The 20574-nt window shown below is 43.8% G+C and carries 23 protein-coding genes and 2 pseudogenes; 21 read left to right on the top strand and 4 right to left on the bottom strand.

The window, feature by feature from the left end:
* On the bottom strand, window positions 1–654 hold a 654-nt coding region (locus NFS18_RS16575), incomplete at its 3' end, for an AraC family ligand binding domain-containing protein (RefSeq protein ID WP_251392338.1).
* A 148-nt stretch (window positions 655–802) separates the two neighbouring features.
* Here NFS18_RS16575 and NFS18_RS16580 point away from each other — a divergent pair.
* From NFS18_RS16580 to NFS18_RS16630, 11 genes are all read left to right on the top strand, one after another.
* The gene (locus tag NFS18_RS16580) at window positions 803–2164 is read left to right on the top strand and encodes an MATE family efflux transporter (protein ID WP_251392339.1); all 1362 of its coding nucleotides are present in this window, start codon (window positions 803–805) and stop codon (window positions 2162–2164) included.
* Between the two features lie 67 nt (window positions 2165–2231).
* On the top strand, window positions 2232–2855 hold the full coding sequence (locus tag NFS18_RS16585) for a sugar O-acetyltransferase (RefSeq protein ID WP_251392340.1): 624 nt from the start codon (window positions 2232–2234) through the stop codon (window positions 2853–2855).
* 8 nt (window positions 2856–2863) lie between these two features.
* On the top strand, window positions 2864–3493 hold the full coding sequence (locus NFS18_RS16590) for a sugar O-acetyltransferase (RefSeq protein ID WP_251392371.1): 630 nt from the start codon (window positions 2864–2866) through the stop codon (window positions 3491–3493).
* Between the two features lie 19 nt (window positions 3494–3512).
* Entirely contained in the window at window positions 3513–4343 is an 831-nt protein-coding gene (locus NFS18_RS16595) for a histidinol-phosphatase HisJ family protein (RefSeq protein WP_251392345.1), read from the top strand.
* Between the two features lie 18 nt (window positions 4344–4361).
* Window positions 4362–5048 carry a sugar O-acetyltransferase gene (locus NFS18_RS16600; protein WP_251392346.1) on the top strand — a complete coding sequence of 229 codons (687 nt, stop codon included), beginning with the start codon at window positions 4362–4364 and terminating at the stop codon, window positions 5046–5048.
* Window positions 5049–5084: 36 nt separating this feature from the next.
* On the top strand, window positions 5085–6074 hold the full coding sequence (locus NFS18_RS16605; RefSeq protein ID WP_251392348.1) for an ROK family transcriptional regulator: 990 nt from the start codon (window positions 5085–5087) through the stop codon (window positions 6072–6074).
* 37 nt (window positions 6075–6111) lie between these two features.
* Complete coding sequence (locus NFS18_RS16610) at window positions 6112–6558, top strand: sugar O-acetyltransferase (RefSeq protein ID WP_331477736.1); 447 nt, start codon at window positions 6112–6114, stop codon at window positions 6556–6558.
* A 14-nt stretch (window positions 6559–6572) separates the two neighbouring features.
* The gene (locus NFS18_RS16615; RefSeq protein WP_251392350.1) at window positions 6573–7175 is read left to right on the top strand and encodes a sugar O-acetyltransferase; all 603 of its coding nucleotides are present in this window, start codon (window positions 6573–6575) and stop codon (window positions 7173–7175) included.
* 11 nt (window positions 7176–7186) lie between these two features.
* Entirely contained in the window at window positions 7187–7774 is a 588-nt protein-coding gene (locus tag NFS18_RS16620; RefSeq protein WP_251392351.1) for a DUF1349 domain-containing protein, read from the top strand.
* Window positions 7775–8422: 648 nt separating this feature from the next.
* Window positions 8423–8809, top strand: coding sequence for an RNA polymerase sigma factor (locus NFS18_RS16625; RefSeq protein ID WP_251392353.1), 387 nt, complete (start codon window positions 8423–8425; stop codon window positions 8807–8809).
* A 152-nt stretch (window positions 8810–8961) separates the two neighbouring features.
* Window positions 8962–9870, top strand: a complete 909-nt coding sequence (locus NFS18_RS16630; protein ID WP_251392355.1) for a serine hydrolase domain-containing protein — start codon at window positions 8962–8964, stop codon at window positions 9868–9870.
* Between the two features lie 40 nt (window positions 9871–9910).
* Here the strand turns inward: NFS18_RS16630 and NFS18_RS16635 are convergent, their stop codons facing one another.
* The gene (locus tag NFS18_RS16635) at window positions 9911–10729 is read right to left on the bottom strand and encodes a MerR family transcriptional regulator (protein ID WP_251392357.1); all 819 of its coding nucleotides are present in this window, start codon (window positions 10727–10729) and stop codon (window positions 9911–9913) included.
* 105 nt (window positions 10730–10834) lie between these two features.
* Here NFS18_RS16635 and NFS18_RS16640 point away from each other — a divergent pair, with 105 nt between their 5' ends.
* From NFS18_RS16640 to NFS18_RS16670, 10 genes and pseudogenes are all read left to right on the top strand, one after another.
* The gene (locus NFS18_RS16640; protein ID WP_251392359.1) at window positions 10835–12166 is read left to right on the top strand and encodes an MATE family efflux transporter; all 1332 of its coding nucleotides are present in this window, start codon (window positions 10835–10837) and stop codon (window positions 12164–12166) included.
* 34 nt (window positions 12167–12200) lie between these two features.
* Window positions 12201–12799: pseudogene (locus tag NFS18_RS16645) on the top strand (AI-2E family transporter); the annotation flags it as partial.
* A gap of 51 nt (window positions 12800–12850) precedes the next feature.
* Entirely contained in the window at window positions 12851–13084 is a 234-nt protein-coding gene (locus tag NFS18_RS20000; protein WP_408631565.1) for an AI-2E family transporter, read from the top strand.
* Between the two features lie 28 nt (window positions 13085–13112).
* A complete protein-coding gene (locus NFS18_RS16650) occupies window positions 13113–14231 on the top strand; it encodes a putative ABC transporter permease (protein ID WP_251392362.1) in 1119 nt (372 codons plus the stop codon).
* A gap of 45 nt (window positions 14232–14276) precedes the next feature.
* On the top strand, window positions 14277–16094 hold the full coding sequence (locus NFS18_RS16655; protein WP_251392364.1) for a glycerophosphodiester phosphodiesterase family protein: 1818 nt from the start codon (window positions 14277–14279) through the stop codon (window positions 16092–16094).
* Between the two features lie 227 nt (window positions 16095–16321).
* On the top strand, window positions 16322–16498 hold the full coding sequence (locus NFS18_RS16660) for a hypothetical protein (protein ID WP_251392366.1): 177 nt from the start codon (window positions 16322–16324) through the stop codon (window positions 16496–16498).
* A gap of 255 nt (window positions 16499–16753) precedes the next feature.
* Window positions 16754–17294: pseudogene (locus NFS18_RS20095) on the top strand (fibronectin type III-like domain-contianing protein).
* 6 nt (window positions 17295–17300) lie between these two features.
* Entirely contained in the window at window positions 17301–17639 is a 339-nt protein-coding gene (locus NFS18_RS20100; protein WP_331477738.1) for a hypothetical protein, read from the top strand.
* Window positions 17636–17797: a hypothetical protein gene (locus NFS18_RS20105; protein ID WP_331477739.1), complete on the top strand. Its 162-nt coding sequence runs from the start codon at window positions 17636–17638 to the stop codon at window positions 17795–17797. Before NFS18_RS20100 ends, NFS18_RS20105 begins: the two co-directional genes overlap by 4 nt.
* A 144-nt stretch (window positions 17798–17941) precedes the next feature.
* Window positions 17942–18109 (top strand): hypothetical protein, encoded by a 168-nt coding sequence (locus NFS18_RS16670; RefSeq protein ID WP_251392367.1) that lies wholly within the window; start codon window positions 17942–17944, stop codon window positions 18107–18109.
* Between the two features lie 390 nt (window positions 18110–18499).
* Here the strand turns inward: NFS18_RS16670 and NFS18_RS16675 are convergent, their stop codons facing one another.
* On the bottom strand, window positions 18500–19858 hold the full coding sequence (locus NFS18_RS16675; RefSeq protein WP_251392369.1) for an MATE family efflux transporter: 1359 nt from the start codon (window positions 19856–19858) through the stop codon (window positions 18500–18502).
* Window positions 19859–19936: 78 nt separating this feature from the next.
* The gene (locus tag NFS18_RS16680; RefSeq protein WP_251392370.1) at window positions 19937–20359 is read right to left on the bottom strand and encodes a MarR family winged helix-turn-helix transcriptional regulator; all 423 of its coding nucleotides are present in this window, start codon (window positions 20357–20359) and stop codon (window positions 19937–19939) included.
* Window positions 20360–20574: the final 215 nt, after the last annotated feature.

Below are 20574 nucleotides of genomic sequence, written 5' to 3' on the forward strand. Positions count from 1 at the left end.
AATATCTGCCAGAGTGATGTGTTCCATGTAGTGTTCCTCTATGTAGGTCATCATGCTTCTGAGGGAAGACAGGTCGGTAGATTCCGGTTTCCGGGTCTGGCTTCCAATATCAAGATTTTCATACAATATTTTCATGAGCATAAAATAATCTTCCATCAATTCAAAATAGGATAACGGTTCTGCGGGGACTTTGCCAAAAGAATCATAAATCCCATCCAGTTTTTCCATGACGGATGACATCCAGCCATTATGGCTAAGATACAGGTAAGGATATGCTGAATTTTCAGTGACAGCCTCAATATAGTTCTGATAAAACCAATCGTTCACCTGCAATAATTCCGGGGAGAGCAGGATGCAGACGAATTCGCATTCGTTATGTTCCGCAGAAAAGCCATAATGGAGCTGATAGCTGTTTACCATGATCCCGCTGCCTTTCTCCAGTTCAATCAGCCGGCCGTTTACATTATAGGTCATAGTTCCCCTTTTTATCAGAATAAACTCCAGATCCTTGTGCCAGTGGCTGACGGAAGAATAGTCCGGATAGGAGGAAAGGAGTCCATATACCACATAGGCGGGGAACAGAGGGTTATTATATGCAACCGTTTCAGAAGAATCCGAATTGAACACGGAGCAGTATTTTGTGTTGTTATCCATAAAATCACCTCTTAAATGGAAGATTGTTATATAAAAATAGAGGATACTGGATGATTTTAATGCAAAAACCTGATATTGTCAAACAATAGAATCCTCGCTTTGCGAGTCTTCTATTGTCATGAATAAAAAATATCAGGCGGATGGAAAGATGAAAGAGAAAAAATCGTATGATTTTACAAAAAAGCTGTTGACGCTTGTGTTTCCCATTGCTTTCCAGCAGTTCATGCTGGCGCTGGTCAGTGCGTCAGACGCATTTATGCTCGGTATGCAGACGCAGGATTCCCTGTCGGCGGTATCCCTTGCAAGCCAGGTTACATTTGTTGAAAATTTATTTCTCATGGCCATGACGATAGGGCTTTCCATGTTCTCAGCCCAGTATTGGGGCAAGGGAGATAAAGGGGCCGTTGAACGGATTTTTGCCTATGTTATGAAAGTTACCGCAGCTGTTTCGTTTTTGTTTTTCCTTGCGGGAATGTGTGTTCCGGGATCTTTAATGCGTGTATTTACCAACGAGCTGCCACTGATTGAAGGCGGCAGGGTTTACCTGCGGACGGTCTCCCCGGCGTTCTTGCTGACAGGTATTTCACAGGTATATCTCTGCATATTGAAGAACACGGGCAAAGCGGCAAGATCCAGCGTGATCAGTTCTGTAAGTGTGGTGGTCAATATCATATTGAACGCAATCCTTATCTTTGGCTGGTTTGGATTACCCCAAATGGGAATTGCGGGTGCGGCGCTGGCCACGGTGATTGCCAGAGTGATAGAGGTGGCGTGGTGTATTTTTGAAACCGTAAAAAAAGACAGCGTTAAGCTGAGGGCATGCCACATCATGCACAATGACAAACGATTGCGGCACGATTTTTGGAAATATTCTTCTCCCGTTCTTGGCAACGAGATTGTCTGGGGCGTGGGATTTACCATGTATTCCGTTATCATGGGGCATCTTGGGTCGGACGCCATCGCGGCCAATTCGATTGCTAATATTGTGAAAAACCTTGTTGCCTGCTTCTGCATGGGACTTGGGAGCGGCGGAGGGATCATGGTTGGCAATGAACTGGGCGCTGGCAGGCTGGATAAGGCAAAAGAATATGGAGGCAGGCTGTGCAGATTGTCTGTCCTGTGCGGTGTAACATCAGGAATCGTGTTGCTTGCCTTAAGTCCTCTGATCCTCACGGTAACGGATTTAAGTGTTACTGCAAATGCATATCTCAAATGGATGCTTGTCATGTGTTCCTACTACATGGTGGGAAAGTCTGTGAACGGGACGACAATTGCAGGTATTTTTTGTGCAGGAGGGGATTCCAGATTCGGTTTTCTATGTGATACAGTGACCATGTGGTGTATCACCGTGCCGCTTGGATTTCTGACGGCATTTATGCTGAAACTTCCAGTGCTGGCTGTATATTTTATTGTCAATCTGGATGAGATTGTAAAGCTTCCGGCAGTGTATCGTCATTATAAAAAATATAAATGGGTCAAAGACCTTACGGTGTATAATGGAGCGGAATGAAAATTTAAAAAAGGATACAGATTGGAATTGTGGTAATATAAAACAGTGAAAATGGAGGATAATGAAAATGACAGAACAGGAAAAAATGAAGAACGGCTATTTATGGGGGGATGACGAGGAGAATATGGCACTGCAGGCGCAGGCAAAAAAACTTGTGCGGCAGTTCAACGCATTACCGCCGGAGGACATGGACGGACGGGCTGCGCTCCTTCCTAAACTGTTCGGAGAGGTCGGAAAAAATGTCTGGATTGTGCCACCGCTTACGGCTGCGGTTGGTAAATACGTTTCGATTGGAGACGGCACTTATGCAAACATGAACCTGACCTTGATTGATGACTGGAAAATTACGATAGGGAAAAATGTCCTGATCGGCCCTAATGTGACGTTGTGTACAACTGGGCATCCCGTTCATCCGAAGCACCGGGCAGATGGTATGTATTCCTTCCCTGTCACGATTGGCGACAATGTGTGGATCGGTGCAAACGTGGTTGTCCTGCCGGGGGTTACAATCGGGGAAAATTCCGTAATCGGGGCGGGGGCAGTCGTGACAAAGGATATACCGGCAAATGTGATAGCATTCGGTAGTCCCTGTAAGGTATACCGGGAAATCAATGAGCATGACGAGGAATATTATTTTAAAGACAGGCGGTTCGATGACCAGCCTGAAAATGAATGTATGGAGGAACAGTGAAAATGGATATGACGAACAGACAGCGCCGGGATGCAGGACTGGCTTATATTTCGGATGATACGGTTTTTGAGGAACAGCTTGTATGCAGGAAAATCCTGCAGAAACTGAATTTTATGGATCGTTCGGATTTTGCGGGAATCAGGGAGACGGTAAAAGAACTTTTCGGGAAGTCCGAGAACGCTTTTGTGAACCCGCCGTTTTACTGCGATTATGGGAAGCACATCGAGGTGGGAAAGAATTTCTTTGCAAATTATAACTGTACGCTTTTAGATGTGGCAAAAATCAAGATAGGCGATAACTGCCAGATGGCTCCCAATGTGGCAATCTACACGGCAGGGCATCCCGTTCATCCGGTCAGCCGCAATTCGGCATATGAGTATGGCAGGGAAGTGACAGTAGGGGATAACGTATGGTTTGGGGGAAACACGGTGGTATGCCCCGGCATACACATAGGGGATAACGTGGTGATCGGTGCCGGCAGTGTGGTGACAAGGGACATCCCGGACTGGTGCATCGCGGCAGGCAATCCATGCAGGGTTATCCGGAAGATTACGGAAAAGGACAGACGGAAACTGTTCCGTGACGAGGAGATAGACGGGGAGGCATGGCAGGATATCCTGGAGCGGATGGATTTTTAAACCGAAAGGGCGGAAGGATATGTTTGCAGATTATCATGTACATACGGAATTCAGCAACGATTCGGTATATCCGATGGAACAGGTTGTCAGGGATGCCATAGACAGGGGAATGGACGAAATCTGTTTTACAGACCATGTGGATTATGGCATTAAGCAGGATTGGGACTGTGGGAAGCCAATATTGTATCGGGGAGAGGAACCGCTTGCCAATGTGGATTATCCGGTATATATTGCCAGGATTAAAGAATTGCAGGAAAAATACAGGGAGAAAATTCGGATAAAGATTGGAATTGAGTTTGGTATGCAGGTACATACCATTCCGTTATACAGGGCACTGTTTCACAAATATCCTTTTGATTTTGTGATTCTGTCTGTTCATCAGGTGGATGACCAGGAATTTTGGACACAGGATTTTCAGAGAGGGAAAAGCCAGAAGGAATATAATGGGAAATATTATGAGGAAATGCTGAACGTCATAAGGAAATATCGGGATTACAGTGTGTTAGGGCATATGGACCTTATTGCACGGTATGATGAGAAAGGCGAATATCCGTTTGAAAAAGTAAAACCGATCATTTCAGAGATATTGAGAACCGTGATTTCGGATGGCAGGGGAATAGAGTTCAATACATCATACCACCGGTATGGGCTGAAAAATACAACACCGTCTGTAAATATATTAAAGCTGTACCGGGAACTGGGAGGCGAAATCATCACGATTGGCAGTGACAGCCACAAGGCGGAACATTTAGGGGCTTATATTAAGGAGGCCGGACATCTGCTGAAAGAACTGGGGTTTCAGTATTTCTGCACCTATGAAAAACAGCGGCCGATATTTCACGGATTATAAAGTGGTTTCGGAAAATGGATGAAACATTTGGAAGACTGGTGGGCAGTTTTTGTTCAGGGAGGGAATATGACAGAAAGGGAACGTATGATTTCAGGGAAGCTATATAATCCGTATATGATTTCTGATAACCCGTGGGCGGAAATAAGGGCCGCCTGCAAAAAATTTAATGAATCTGATTTCTGGAGTGACAGAAGTGCATTAGATGAATTGAAAGGGCATTTTGCAGAGGCTGGAGAAGATATGGTCCTTACGCATCCATTTTATTGTGACCATGGGGATAAGATTTATTTTGGAAAACATTTTTATGCGAATACAGGACTGACGATTCTGGATGAAAATGCAGTGATTTTTGGAGATGATGTATTTCTTGGACCGCATGTCAGCATTTATACGGCGGGGCATCCGCTTTCCGCTGAAGTGAGAAATCTGGAACTGGAATATGCAAGGGTGGTTAAAATTGGTGACAGTGTCTGGATTGGGGGAAATGTCGTTATTAATCCGGGCGTAACGATAGGGGATGATGTTGTAATCGGCTCTGGGTCAGTGGTAACAAAGGATATTCCCAGCCACGTCATAGCGGCAGGGGTTCCGTGTAAAGTGATAAGGGAAATTACGGAAGACGATATTATTTTTTGGAGGAAAGAGTTAGAAGGATATCAAAACGATGTGGCTTTCAGACAGAATGGGTTAATAGAAAATGCTTGACGGCAATTATTATAATAATGTGAGGAGGCGATATTTATGATGGATTCTGCCGGCGTAAAAAGGCAGAATATGGATTTGATCCGCCGTCTTTTGTGGCAGGGAAAACAGCTTACAAAACTGGAAATTTCTAAGAGAACAGGCTTAAGTGTTGCTACTTGTAATACCCTTTTGAATGAATTGGAAAAAAATGGTGAGGTTTTAGGCGAGAAGTTGCAGATTAACGATGTTGGACGCGCTTCTGTTGTTTACCAATACAATGAAGAATTTGAGAGCTATATCTGTGTTAGTTACCAGATGATTGCAGGAGCTAAGACTGTCCGGGTGGCTGTTACTTCCCCACTGGGGAATATTTTAGGGCATTATGAAAGGGCTTTCCGGCATCTGGATTATATGGCTATTGAAGGAATGATTGAAAAGGAATTGAAAAAGCATATGAATGCCGCAATGATTTTAGTGGGCACGCCAAGCATAGCGGAAAATGGAATTGTCCGTCACTGTGATATAGCAGAGATGGAGGAGGTGCCGCTGGTTCAGCTTTTGGAGCATAGATTTGGGCTTCCGGTCCATATGGAGAATGATATCCATTATAAAGCCTACGGGTATTATAAAAAGGAGGGGAGGGAGGATGACATTGTTACCCTCTGCTTTTTCCCGGCAAACGTTTTGCCGGGGACGGCCAGCGTTTATCATGGAACGGTTCTGAAAGGAAATAACCAGTTTGCGGGCATGGTCGGCTTTCTTCCTTATGAATTTGACAGGAAAGAGGAATTAAGGCTGTTATCCCCGGAAACGGCGCTGCCGATCATCGTAAAGGCAGTGACTTCTTTAATTGTGGCAGTAAATCCTTCCAGCATTCTTTTAGCGGGGGATCTGTTAGATGAGGAAAAGGCAGAACAGGTTTATTTGGGCTGCTTAAAATGGATTCCAAAAGAATATATGCCGGATTTCTGTTATACGGATGATATTGATTTATATTATCAGGAGGGTATGTACCAGAAAGCCCTTGACCAGAAAGCAATTTGGTAAATGACAGAAAAAGAGAAAAGATCGCGGGGAGAGCTGTATGACGCAAATTATAACCCGGAGATTGGGAAAGCAGTTTACCATCAATGCCCCATTCTGGTGCGACTTTGGCTATAATATTGAAGTTGGCGAGAATTTTTATGCCAATCATGGGTGCGTGATTCTGGATGGTGCAAAGGTAACATTTGGGGATAATGTATTTGTGGCTCCAAACTGTGGTTTCCATACTGCCGGTCATCCTCTGGATGTTGAACAGAGGAATCAGGGGCTGGAATATGCTTATCCGATCACGATTGGCGATAATGTCTGGATTGGGGCGGGCGTGACAGTGCTTCCTGGTGTGACCATTGGAAATAATGCGGTTATTGGGGCGGGAAGCGTAGTAAACAGGGATATTCCGGATGGAGTGGTTGCGGCAGGTAATCCGTGCAGGGTAATCCGCAGAATAACGGATGAGGACAGGGAAAAATACAAGATCAGGCATTGATCGGGAGGCGTATAATGACGGAAAGAGAAAAAATGTTGAATGGCGAATGGTATGACACTTCTGACCCATGGCTGGTCTCACAGAGAAATACGGCAAGGGATGTTTCGGAGCAGTACAACCGTACATCGGAAAGTGAAATAGAAACGCGCCGGAGCATCTTAAAAGGCCTTCTTGGATCGATAGGTGAATATACTGAAATTTATCCAACTGTGAAATTTGATTATGGTTGCAATACATATATTGGAGCACGCTGCTATATTAATTTTAACGCAGTGTTTCTGGATTGTGCTGAGATCAGGCTTGAAAACGATGTTTTTGTAGGTCCGAACGTATCATTTCTGACCCCGGTACATCCGTTATTAGCAAGGGAACGGAATGTAAGGATGGCACCGGACGGTCATCACTATATGATAGAAACCTGCAGGCCTATTACAGTTGAGGATAACGTCTGGCTGGGAGGAGACGTTACGATCCTGCCCGGCGTTACGATAGGACATGATTCGGTCATTGGAGCAGGCAGCGTTGTGACAAAAAGTATTCCACCAGGGGTGGTTGCGGCAGGCAACCCATGTAAGATAATCCGAAAGATAACGGAAAATGATGCGAACAATATTTAGAGGAGGTTCATATGAAATTTGAAAAGAAAAACTTGTTTTGGATCAGGGAAGCAGACCGAAATGACGTGACAGATGACAGGATTACTATTTACACACAGCCAAAAACTGATCTGTGGCAGAGGACTTACTACGGGTTTCAGAATGACAGTGCGCCAGTCCTGCAGATGAAAACATCGGAAAAGTATTTTTCGTTCATCGTAAAAACAGAATTTGACAGCAAGTCCAGATTTGACCAATGCGGTATTGTAGTGTATCTGGATAGTGAAAATTGGATGAAAGCATCGATTGAATATGAAAATGAGCAGTACCAGAGGCTTGGCAGTGTTGTTACAAACCATGGGTATTCTGACTGGGCAACGACAGATATTGATGCATCGGTGAAATCTATATGGTACCGGCTTAGCCGAAGGGAATCAGACTATTGTATTGAGTGCAGTACAGATGGCACCACATTCCAGCAGATGCGTATATGCCATTTGTGGAAAGGGGATGGGGATATTTCTTTTGGCATTTATGCCTGCAGTCCGGAAGAAGGTTCTTTCCAGGCAGAATTTACGAATATGCAGATTACAGAATGTATGTGGGAAGCCCATAAATAGTGGGAGTGTCCATAGTTAGGACTGGTAAAGGTTCTGGTGGATCATTCTTACTTTCGGAGATGTTACTGGCGGCTTATTATATATTAAAACGGTAAAAGAAGTGTGACACATATGTTGGAGGGCGTGCTGCGTTTCACTATAGATGTGGATTGCAGCACGCTCTTTTTGACTCCAAAATAAATGTTTACGCCCGATAAAGGCAGTCAGGCTGGCTGCACTTTACCGGGTGTTTTCTGTTGTTCAAGGAAAGGACAGGCCATGTCGGTGGAAGGTTCCGGGAGGGGGTTCCAGCGGGAGGCACCGGTGGGCACCGGGGAAGCCGGAACAAAATGCTGTCCCCAGGAAAGGGGATATCATGGGCATGGCACGAGCAGGGGACCAGATCCCGGTGCCCGCGGCTAAACATCATTTTTTTCTGTACATACCGCAGTTCCTTTCAAGGGGACTGCGGACTTTTTTTATTTGACACATTTCTGTTCGTTTCCCGATAAGAATACAAAAGAATACAGCATTTTCAATATGGGTGTGCCTGCCATTGTTCGGGTGCGCCTTTTTTGCGCTCTGAAACGCCGGCCATGTAGAGGCCGTGCGCCGCCATTTCAGTCTTGAAAACTGTTTAACCAAATTTCAAGACTGGAGGAAATCTGAATGAAAATTAAATATGAATTTGCAGACGGGACGGTGTCAGAAGTCGAGGTGGAGGAATCCATCGGCGAAGTCATCATCGAGGACAGACGGCAGGAGGACAATCTTGCAAGGAAGGAACGCTACCACTGTTATTCGCTGGATGCGGTGCAGTTTGAGGGCAGCGAATATGGCACGGAGGAAACACCGGAGGTACAGATGGAGCAGAAACAGGATGCAGAGCGTATCGCCTGCGCAATGGACGGGCTGTCAGATGTGCAGCGGCGGAGGCTCCAGATGCTTGCAGACGGGAAATCCATGCGTGAGATTGCACGGGAGGAAAAGGTACAGCACCGGGCAGTCGTGAAATCGATTGAGGACGCAAGGAAAATTTTCAAGAAAAAATTTTAAATGTGGGTATCCAAAAGGCCCCTGAAATCTCCGTATGGTGAAGGGAATAAAATCTGCCCTTCGGAAATGGAGGAGATGGGCATGGAACACATAATGTTACACTGGCGGAAGGTTTTCAATATGAAGGTAAGTTTTATCCATCTGAAAAGTTTATGGAAGATACAAAAACTTCTGCCATGCTCGTCATCAAAGACGCTATCATCCGGTATGAAAAATACTTTTTCGGTGGGAATGAAGATACATTATTTTCATCAAATTCCATGGGAAAGTCATTTGTATCGGCTTTAATGGGGATCGCCGTATCAGAAGGATATGTGGGTAGTGTAGAAGAACCGATTGGGAAATACATACCGGAATTTGTGGGTACCGAGCTGGAAAATATCCCGGTCAGAGCCTGCCTTCAGATGGCTTCGGGAATTAATTTTAATGAAGAAAAGGATATGAGTGGTTTTTCCATGCGCACTCTGATGGAACGCCCGGCTATGAAGGTTATTTCTAAATATGGGATACAGGAGGGACCTTACACATATCGCAGGTATCTGAGCATTAACACAGAAATATTAGGGCAGGTCATTAAAAATGCTACTGGGTGCGGTCTTGCGGAGTATATGGAAGAAAAACTTTGGAAAAAGATTGGCGCAGACCATGATGCCTATTGGACATTGAGCAATGGAACGGAACTTGCAATGGGCGGATTAAGCGTTTCTCTCAGGGACTATGCAAGGTTTGCAAGGCTGTATTTAAATGAGGGAAGTTATAATGGGAAACAGATTCTTCCCAAGGAATGGGTAAAAGACAGCATGGATATCAGCGCAGAATATTCCAGGCCGGGATCGAATTATGACGCTTATAATGCGATTGGCTATGGATACCAGTGGTGGGTGCCGGAAGGGGATCAGGGCGAGTTTATGGCGATCGGCGTCTATGGACAGTGGATTTATGTGAACCCTTCCAAGCAGGTGATTATTGTAAAGACCAGTGCGGACCCTGATTTCATGTCGAAAGGATATGAGTTAAAGCATGTGGAATTTTTCAGGGCTGTTGCAGATGGAATTTCATGAAACAGCCCATATAACCATTTTGACTGGATACAGTCATTAGTTATCCGCCAATGGGGATTTCAATCTGCACAATATAATCTTCAATCCGGTCAATGACATTTTCATTGATGCCCATTTCGTAAGAAAATCCATGGAGATTCAGCTTATGCTTTTTTGCAAAAGCGAAAATTTCCTGATACCGCTTTGGAATGCCGCCCCATTCCCCTTTATGGAAGGCTCGCAGATATTTTCCGCTAGGCATGATATGCAGGCCGGTCTGATAGGGGAGGAAAGGAATTTCAATGAAAAGTTTGGAATAATTTTCAAAATTGCCGTTTAGCAGGCTGTTAACGGAGATCATGGAACCATAGGAAGCTTTATGCAGGCGTCCAAGCCGGTATTTTTCGGTTTCAGCGGTGATCAGTTCCACTTCCTGTTCGAAGGTGGTATTTTGGTCTACGTCTACAGTGACTAGACAGTGTTCCTCCTTTTCCACGATGCTGATCTCGGATAAGTCCATGGTCAGCAGAGTGTCCATATTCTGGTGATGCGTACATAAAGTTGTCCGGACTGCCTGCAGATGGGTGATCCGCATGTCAAGAGTTCCGATTTTTTCTTCCAGAAGGCATTTTAAACTGGCAGCGGATCGGTTTTTCATGAAGTCCTGTATTTCATTGATGGACACATCCAGTTCCCGCAGCAGCAGGATAGTTTCAAGGACAGGGCTTTGGTAGTAATTATAACAGCGGTATCCGTTTTCGGGGTTGATGACAACCGGTTTGAAGAGCCCGATTTCATCATACCACATAAGAGTCTTTTTGTTGATGCCGTGCATGGCTGCGAACTGGCCGATTGTGAGAAGTTTGTCTTTCTTATTCATGGTCACCTCATAAAAAAATTTAAAATTGTATTGACTGAACAGCTACTGTACGGTTTATAGTATCATACACAGGAAACAAATACAAGATGAATGGAGGAAAAATTTATGGAAAACTCAAATGTATATGAAAAGCCTGTAACGCTGAAAAATATCCTAAAATTCGCCATACCTACCATTGCAATGACAGTGTTTATGTCCTTTTACACAATGGTAGACGGTTTGTTTGTGTCAAACCTGATCGGGACAAACGCTCTCTCGGCAATCAATCTGACAGCACCAATCATTCAGCTCGTGACAGCCATCTCTACTATGCTTGCCACTGGTGGCAGCGCGGTCATCATGAAAAAGATGGGTGAGCAGAAAACGGATGAGGCAAAGGAAGATTTTACGTTCCTGATCTTAGTAAATGTCATTGTGGGGGTTGTCATGTGTACAGTTGGATATCTGGCAATGGATCATATTTTTGCAGGCATGAACCTTTCTGCTGATGTGGAAGGGTATTGTGTGGAATATTTAAGCCGGTATCTGGTGTTCACGGTGCCGATCCTTTTGATGAATAATTTCACGCTTTATATGATTGCCAGTGAAAAAGCGAACCTTTCTTTGGTCTGCTCTGTAACAGGTGGTGTCCTTAATATGGTGCTTGACTATGTGTTCATTGCCGGATTCGATATGGGGATCAGTGGCGCTGCAATTGCAACGGGGCTTGGATACTCCGTGACGGCAGTTGTGGGGGTATTTGTTTTCAGCCGGAAAAAGAGCCTGCTTCATTTCAAAAAGCCTGTATCTCGGTTCAAGGTTCTTGCGAATGCGGCTACAAACGGCTGCTCGGAGATGGCGACTGCGCTTGTTACCGGGATCATTACAATGATGTTTAACTGGACAATGCTGCATTATGTGGGCGAGGATGGGGTTGCTGCGGTTACCATCATCATGTATGTGCTGATGTTTGCAAGCTCCCTTTATACGGGGTATTCTTATGGCGTGGCTCCGATGCTCAGTTATTATTATGGGGAACAGAACCATGAAAAGCTGAAGAAGATGGTAGCAGTCAGCATGAGAGTGATTGCGGGAATTTCCCTTGTGACGGTTGCGGCTTCCTTTCTTCTGACAAGACCGCTGGTTTCTGTTTTTGCCCGCCCGGACAATCCGGTGTATGATCTCGCAGTGACTGGAAACAGGATATGTACCATAGCGCTTCTGTTTATTGGTTTTAATATTTTTGCCAGCGGGATGTTTACCGCATTATCCAACGGGATTGTTTCGGCTGTCCTTGCATTTTCCAGATCGTTTGTATTTATGCTGATCACGATGATTGTGCTTCCGATTATTTTAGGTGTGAATGGAATCTGGCTGGCAACGCCTGCGGCGGAATTGATGGCGCTTGCATTGTCCGTGTTTATGTTCCTAAAATATAGGAAGCGGTACGGCTACTAAGGAGGGCATTATGGGTGATCAGGACGTGCTGAAAATGCAGCAGAGAAAAGATTTTCTGATAAAATTCTGCTATTGGGCAGTGATAGCGGTGTGCATATATGCAGTTTTTAAATGTCTGCTGCCAGTGCTTTTTCCGTTTGTGCTGGCATACGGCATTGCATATATTCTGGCTAAGCCCGTCCGCCGTATAGCAGGGGAAAGCAGGTGGAAAAGGGCGTTCTTTTCCATCCTGCTTTCAGCAGTATTTTTTATAACTGTCGGGGGATTGGCTGTTTGGCTGGGGGTATGGCTCTTTTCAGGAGCAAAGCAGATCATCGCATTTCTTCCAACGGTCTTTCAGGATTTTATCTTTCCGTTTTTAGAGGATGGTTTTGCATGGATAGAGGGGCTGTTTATATTGGCCGATCCTTCGGGGATAGAGCTTCTGGAGGGCAGTTTTGAAAACATATTGACGGCATTGAGCAGCGGGATCATTTCGCTATCTAATGCGGCATTGTCGGAGGTGGCGGGAGCTGCCACAAAAATTCCCGGAGTTTTTATGAGGACAGTCATTACGGTAATTGCCACTGTTTTTCTTACCATTGATTTTGATAAGGTGAATGGATTCCTCCTCAGGCAGATTCCAGAAAAACAGAAAGCCATTATGCAGGAGGCAAAGGGGTATTTTGGCGGGACTCTGTTAAAATGTATTGCGTCCTATGGATTGATTTTTTTTATTACTTTTTTGGAACTGTGGTCAGGAACATCATCGAACCGAAGCTGGTCGGAAAGCAGGTGGGGCTCCATCCTGTGCTTACGCTGGCGGGAATGCTTTTGGGCCTGCGTTTTGCAGGATTTATAGGGATGCTTGGCGTTCCGTTCCTGCTTGCATTTATAAAGAAGCTGAATGACAAAGGAATGATACATTTGCTGCATTAACGATTGTGTAGGCTTAGGGGAGGTCGGAATGAACTACACATTTTATGAACTTGCCATGCTCTTTTTTACCTATTCTTTTTTGGCGTGGCTTGCTGAGACGGCAGTTGCGACGGTAAAAGTAAGGAATTTCAGGAACCGTGGCTTTGCATCAGGACCGTTTTGTTTTCTTTATGGGTTTACCGGGGTGATCTTGACCGTATTCCTGCAGGAGTTGAAAGGCGATGTGCTGTTCCTCTTTCTGGGAAGCATGGCGGTGGCTACTGCCGTGGAGTGGTTTGCAGGGAAAACACTGGAAAGGATGAAGCAGAAAAAGTGGTGGGATTATTCTGATAAAAGATGGAATTTTGACGGATATATCTGCTTACAGTATTCTGCGCTTTGGGGGCTGCTTGGCTGGAACCATAAGTTGCAGAGATGGACATTCCGGTTTGCCACAAAGGTTTCAGGACATATTGAAAAAAGAATAGGCAGGTCATACCCTGCCATCCTGCGGGAGAAGGAAGAAACGGTAAAGGATCAGGAACGGTGCGGTTTTGCACAGGTGTTCTGGCTGTTCCTGATCGGGGCTCTTGTGGGTGATATTGTGGAGAGAATATTCTGCCGGGTTACATCAGGTATCTGGATGAGCAGGAGCAGCCTCGTATGGGGACCGTTCAGTGTGGTATGGGGGCTTGCGATTGCACTTGTGACGGTGCTGCTTTATAAAGACAGGGATAAACAGGAACACTATATCTTTTGGGTGGGCGTTTTCCTTGGAGGGGCTTATGAATATATCTGCAGCGTTTTTACGGAGATTCTGTTTGGCAAAGTTTTCTGGGACTACAGTGCCATGCCCTTCAACCTTGGAGGAAGGATCAATTTGCTTTACTGTTTTTTCTGGGGGATTGCGGCAGTTGTATGGATTAAAGGAATTTATCCAAAAGCGGCATGGCTGATCGATATCATTTTAAAGAAAACCGGATGGGTATTGACAGGGATACTGGTGGTGTTTATGGCATTTAATGTTTTCGTATCTGTGCTTGCACTTGTCCGGTACGATACGCGGGCAGATGGAAAGGTCGCAGTATACAGATGGGAGCAGGCCATGGATGAACATTTTGATGATGCAAAAATGGAACGGATCTATCCAAACGCAATACGGCAGTAAATGAGTCCCGGCAAAGGGCAGGGAAAAGAAATGGGGGCACAGCTTATGAGGAAAATAAAAAAGGTAATGGATCTGCTTCAAGTAAACTGGCGGACAATGGCAGAGTTTGAAATTTTATATAAGGTATTATCCCTGACCATATTTACACCGCTTTTTCTGTGGGCATTCAACGGGATTATGAAAGTAACGGGATATCAATATCTGACAATAGAAAATGTCTTTTCCTTTTTCCTGAATCCCCTGACTCTTCTGGCGCTTCTTTTGCTGACTGTCTGCATGGCTGTTTATTCTATGGTTGACATCGGGGCAGTCATATTTTTGCTGGACCAGTCTTATCAAGGGAAAAAAGCAGACTTGGTGCAGACGGTAAGATATGCCCTTCATAATGCGGCCAGAGTGTTCCACAGAAAAAATATACTGGTGGTTTTTGTCGTATTATTTTTGATACCGTTCCTGAATATCGGGGTGGCGTCAGGATATGTGGGCAGTATTGCAGTCCCGGAGTATATCATGGATTTTATTAAGGGGAATGTGCATCTGCTGCTTTTATTTTCTGGTGTCCTGGTTGGGCTGGGTGTGCTGCTGTTAAGGTGGATGTATGCATTTCACTATTTTACGCTGGAAGGATGTGGATTTAAAGAGGCCAGGAAGAGGAGCGCAGCACTTAGCGGAAAAAATAAGATGAAAGATTTCGTGGCTTTGGCGGGGGTGCAGCTTGGCCTTTCTGTTTTGTTCTTTGTTTTTGCCATGTTGGGGGTAGGGCTTGCGGTATTCTTAGGCGGAGTGTTTTCGAGGCTGAAACTGGTGGGGATCGTATCGGCATCCGTGGTATGGGTTTATCTTGCGGTTTCCCTTCTTGTCCTGTCGGCATTTGGCACGCCGGTAAGCTATGCCTGCATCAGTATCCTGTTCTATGGGCATAAGGAGGACAGGCAGGAGGAAATCATACATGGGGAAGCGGACAGGCATCAGGAAAAGGAAAAAAGAAGGAAAATACGGTATGCGGCAGAAGGGGTAGTTTTGCTGGGGGCAGTTGTCTGCTGCTGTTTTTATCTGTATGGCATCTATAACCATAAGGTAAGCGTACAGATTGAGTATGTCCGTACCATGGAAGTAACGGCGCATCGCGGGGCATCTGCCCGTTATCCGGAAAATACAATGGCGGCATTTGAGGGTGCGAAGGAACTTGGGGCAGACTGGATCGAACTGGATGTGCAGCAGAGCCGGGACGGGCAGATTTTTGTGATGCATGATACTAATTTTATGCGCACAGCTGGAGTTGACCGGAACACCTGGGAAATGGATTATGATGAGATCAGGACTCTGGATGTTGGCAGCTTTTTTGACAGCAGGTTTGCAGGGGAGAGGGTGCCGCTTCTGTCAGAGGTGATTGCATTTGCTAAAGAGAATGGGATAAAGTTGAATATCGAAATGAAACCTACGGGGCATGAACATGAATTTGAAAAGAAGGTTGCGGGGATTATAGAAACGGAAAAGTCTGTGGATCAGTGTGTCGTTACATCCCAGGTATATGACGTGTTGGAAAAAATGAAATCATGTGACAGCCGTATCCAGACAGTGTATGTTATGAGCATTGCTTATGGCGATATAAATGCCCTTACAGCGGCAGACCATTTTAGCATAGAGGCATCGAATGTCACGGAAAAGCTGGTTTCGGATGTCCATAATGCAGGAAAAGAAATTTATGTGTGGACAGTGAATACGGAAGAAAGTATAAACCGCATGATTGATCTGAATGTAGATAATATTATCACGGACGATATCACGCTGGCGAAAGAGTGTATTTATTTAAGCAAGACAAGTGATGTGGTAACGGAGTATGTGAAATGGCTGTCAAAGTAAAACGATGAAAGAAAGATTGGATTTTGTTTAAGCTATTTTTTTGATGGTAGTTTTTCTTGCTTTATTTGAATGCTGTCTATTTTATGAACAGGGGTATAGTTCCGTCTCTTTCTCATAAAGAAGCAGTTGTAGGAAAAAATTCTATAAGGAAGACATTTCTTAAATCTGGGCGAGGGTGCTGTGTATGGATGGTATTCATATGTCCCTAACCTGAAGGTTACAGTTGATTGAAGCAGCATAGGAAGAACTGCTATTCTCTGGATGCGGTGCAGTTTGAGGGTGCGGAGTATTCTGATGGGGAAACGCCGGAAAGCATCCTTGTATCGGATGAGTGCAGAGGGGAATTGCAGGAGGTGCTTGACAGCTTGACGGATGTACAGAAGGAGCGTGTGCCGCCTTGCTGATGGGCTTTCCATCAATGAGATTGCCAGGAGGGAAGGCGTCGCCCCAAATGCCGTCATGAAGAGCGTGAAGGGTGTCCTAAGAGCAGAGTAACATTAATTGGAGATTTTGCCATAGATCCAAGATACCAAGGGGCTGGATCGTCCATGGTAAATCCGATTCGTGTAGAATCTATGGAAACAATGATTGGCGGTTATGACCTGCAGGTGATTGGTGTAAGCAGAGGATATTCTCGAACAGGGGAAGCAGATGCGGCCATGAAGAAAGAGGCTTTGGATTTAGCGGGTCAGGCAGGAGCAGGAGCCATGCTTGATGTCCTTATGGGAAAAGTAAATCCTTCTGGCAGGCTGAATGAAACCTATCCAGTTAAGTATGAAGATACACCTGCATTCCGATATTTTCCAAGCACAGAGAGAAATTCGGAGTATAGAGAAGGGCTGTTTGTGGGGTATAGATATTATGACACCAGCGGCGTGCGTTTTCAGTTTCCGTTTGGATATGGACTTTCCTATACAGAATTTTCATATTCAGATTTGGAGATAGACGAAAACGGGGTTTGTTTTACACTGGAAAACACCGGATCTATGGATGGTTCTGAGGTGGTGCAACTTTATGTGGGATTACCAGGCGCAAAGGTGTTTCGTCCGAAGAAAGAACTAAAAGGTTTCCAAAAAGTGTTTTTGAAAAAGGAGAGCGAAAAAAATCCGGATTTTATTTGATGATAAGACCTTCCGTTATTGGAATGTAAAAACAGGACAATGGGAAACAGAAGGCGGTGAGTATCAGATTATGATATGAGCCTGTGTGGCGGATATCCGGTTAACAGGAATGCTTACAGTTAAAGGGACTACGGAGGAGGAACCGTATCCAAATGCAGAGATGACTTCTTATATGAATGGATTGATTGGAAAGATATCTGATCAGGAATACGAGGTTTTACTTGGCTATCCGATTCCAAATGGAAAATGGAGGGGCAGGTTGGATATAAATGATGCAATTTGCCAGATGTATTATGCGAAAAGCGGGCTTGCCAGATGGGTTTATCGGATTTTGACCAATAAAAAGAAAAAAAGTGAAGAAAAAGGTAAACCAGATTTGAACATTTTATTTATAATATGCCATTCCGGGGGATTGCAAAGATGACTGGAGGAGCAGTTAGTATGGAGATGGTACAGGGAGTGCTTTCAGCAGTAAATGGTCACTTTTGGGGAGGGATTACAAGGCTCGTTATTGGATATTTTAAAAACAGAAAAAGCAACCATGCTTATGAGAAATTATTAAATGGAGGGAAGGAGAGATGATGAGCTGTGTGAAAACATGGATTTCGAAGCATCCAAGCCTTTGGGAATTTATTTTATTCAATATATTGTCCAATGTAGCGACTATAGTTAATTTTATTGTGATGTGGATTTGTACAGGATTTTTTAATTTTTACAGGGATTTTTATGTTAGGCGCCTTCCAGATTTATCGACAGATGAAGGAATATGGTGAAGGGGAATCCTCCTATACTGAGATAGAGCAGTATGTCTGGGTGGATGAGGCCCCAGAAGACAGCGGAGATGAGGAACAAAATGGAAGCCAGTCTGGAAAGAGGGAACCTGACCTCCGCTGACCGTAGATTTTGATGCACTTAGTGAGATCAATCTGGATATTGTGGCTTGGATTTATATTGAGGATACAGAAATTAACTATCCGGTGGTGCAGGGGACGGACAACCATATTATCTGAAGTGTTTATTCAACGGTAAATGGAATGGTTGGAAGATATGCAAAAATAGAAGAGTTATATATTATAATAAAAACCATTTATACCATGTACCATATTTCTTTTGCAGTTCTTTCCGAAAATGTAAATAATTTCATTGATATTGCTCCCCTCTTTTCCAGTTAAATATCCTTTTTCAATTTAAAAGTTCAATCTTTAACTTAGAGCTTGTTAAAAAAATATTCCCGTCAGCTGCATCCCCCACTAAGTGGGGAATACATCTGCCCGAAAGTATTTTTCAAACAAGCTCTGGCGCAGAATGGAACAGCATTCTTTTTTTCTCTTTTAAAACAAGCAATATGGAAAGAGCCGTTGCAAGCAAATCACTGATTGGCTGTGCAAAGAAAATACCATTGATTTCAAAAGGAATCGGCAAAACATAAATAAATGGCACTAAAAAAACGATCTGTCGCAAAACCGTTATAATAATAGATGGCGCTGGACGGTTAATTGACTGAAAAAAAGTCGTAGCTAACATTACAAACCCCAAAACAGGTGTAATGCAGAAATTTATACGCAAACCGGAAATGCCAATTCGGAACATTTCTTCTGTCCCGCCAAAAGCAGCAAGGAGCTGTTTTGGAAAGACAAGAACAATCATCCAAATAAAACAGGTAATACACACCGAAAATATGGCAGCCTGACAAAGCGTTGATATGACCCGCCTGTAATTTCCAGAGCCATAGTTGTTCCCGATGATCGGCTGGATGCCCTGGCTGATACCGCTTGCAGGCATAATTACAAACGTCATAATGCTTGATATGACTGCATATACGCTGATTGCAATATCACCGCCATATTTTCCTAATTGACTGTTATAAACAAGGCTGATAAATCCCATAGCCATCTGTGCTGCCCAAAATGCAAAACCGCAGGAAATAATCTGCAAACATAATTCTTTGTTCAAATGAAAAATATCCTTTGAGATTTTAACCTGTGTCCGGTTTCCAAATACGAAATACGCTCCGAAAAGAGCTGAAAAAATCTGTCCTATTACAGTAGCGCTTGCAGCTCCTATCACACCCCAATCAAAAATAATGATGAAAACAGCATCCAAAATAATATTTGTGACTGCCCCAATGCCCGTTACGCACATTCCTAAAACTGGCTTTCCCGACACACGGACAAAATCGCAAAATAATTGCGACAGTCCTTGAAAAACGCACCCTAAAGCCACAATCCGATAATATAAAATTGCATATGGATATGCGGTTTCCGTAACTCCGAAAACCTTTAAAATCGGGTTAGGAAATATGAGAAGCAAAGCACTTAGTATTATTTCAAACACACAAACAAGCACCATAGCATTACCAAAAGACTGATTCATTTTTTCCGGTTCGTTCTGACCAGAGAATAAACTGAAAAAGGTAGACCCCCCTGCACTGCACATCAAAGCAAAAGCCATCATCATATAAGATAAGGGAAAACAGACGGATAAGCCCGCTAATGCGGAAGTCCCGTTAAAATTGCCAACAAACATTCTGTCCACAATATTATAAATAGCTGTTATCAATAGTGAGATAGCTGCTGGTATGGAAAATTTTAAAATCATGGGAAATAGTTTCCCGTTTAAGTAATCCACTTTTGTTTCATTCATAGTGATACCTCCATTTGTTAGTTTCCTAAGTTTATATTTTAAAATGTAGCTGCCGGTTTATCGACAGCCTTAACACTTTCACGAAATGTTTTCAAGCATTTTTTCAATTACTTTGAAAAAAATATCCAGCTCATTTTGCGAAATATCTTTTGTTAGTTCTTCTTCCAGTGCGGTAATATCTGCTATCACCATATCCTTATACTGCAATGCTTTTTCTCTGACAACGATTCGTTTCATTCTTGCGTCACTTGCCATAGCTTCCCGATATATCAAGCCGTTTTTCTCCATTTTTTTCAGCAGTTCGGTTGCTGTTGGCGGGCGCAGGCTATATTCTTCTTCTATATCTTTTTGAAAAACATCATTGCTTTGAGCTAAAATAAAATGCAGCACTCGTCCCTGAGAACCGCTGAAAGATTCCTTACTTGAAAAAGCATCAATTTTTCTGCGTAATTTATTTGACAGCTTGCTGACATAACGTGCTGCGTGTTTATCGTGTTCCATACCTCGCCTCCATTACTTAGTAACCTAAGTATAATAAATATCTCTGTAAGTGTCAAGACGGTAAAATGAAAATTTCTCTATTTTGTGAGATATGATGAATGAGAGGGAATAAATCACTTTCAAACCTTTATTTTTTTATACTATAAATGAGCAAATTTGAAAAATTGCACAAAACTACACTGCGAATTTCATAAATGAATCAAAATCATTACTTT

Origin of the sequence: Mediterraneibacter agrestimuris (genome assembly GCF_943193195.1) — a bacterium.
Taxonomy (GTDB): Bacteria; Bacillota; Clostridia; order Lachnospirales; family Lachnospiraceae; genus Schaedlerella; species Schaedlerella agrestimuris.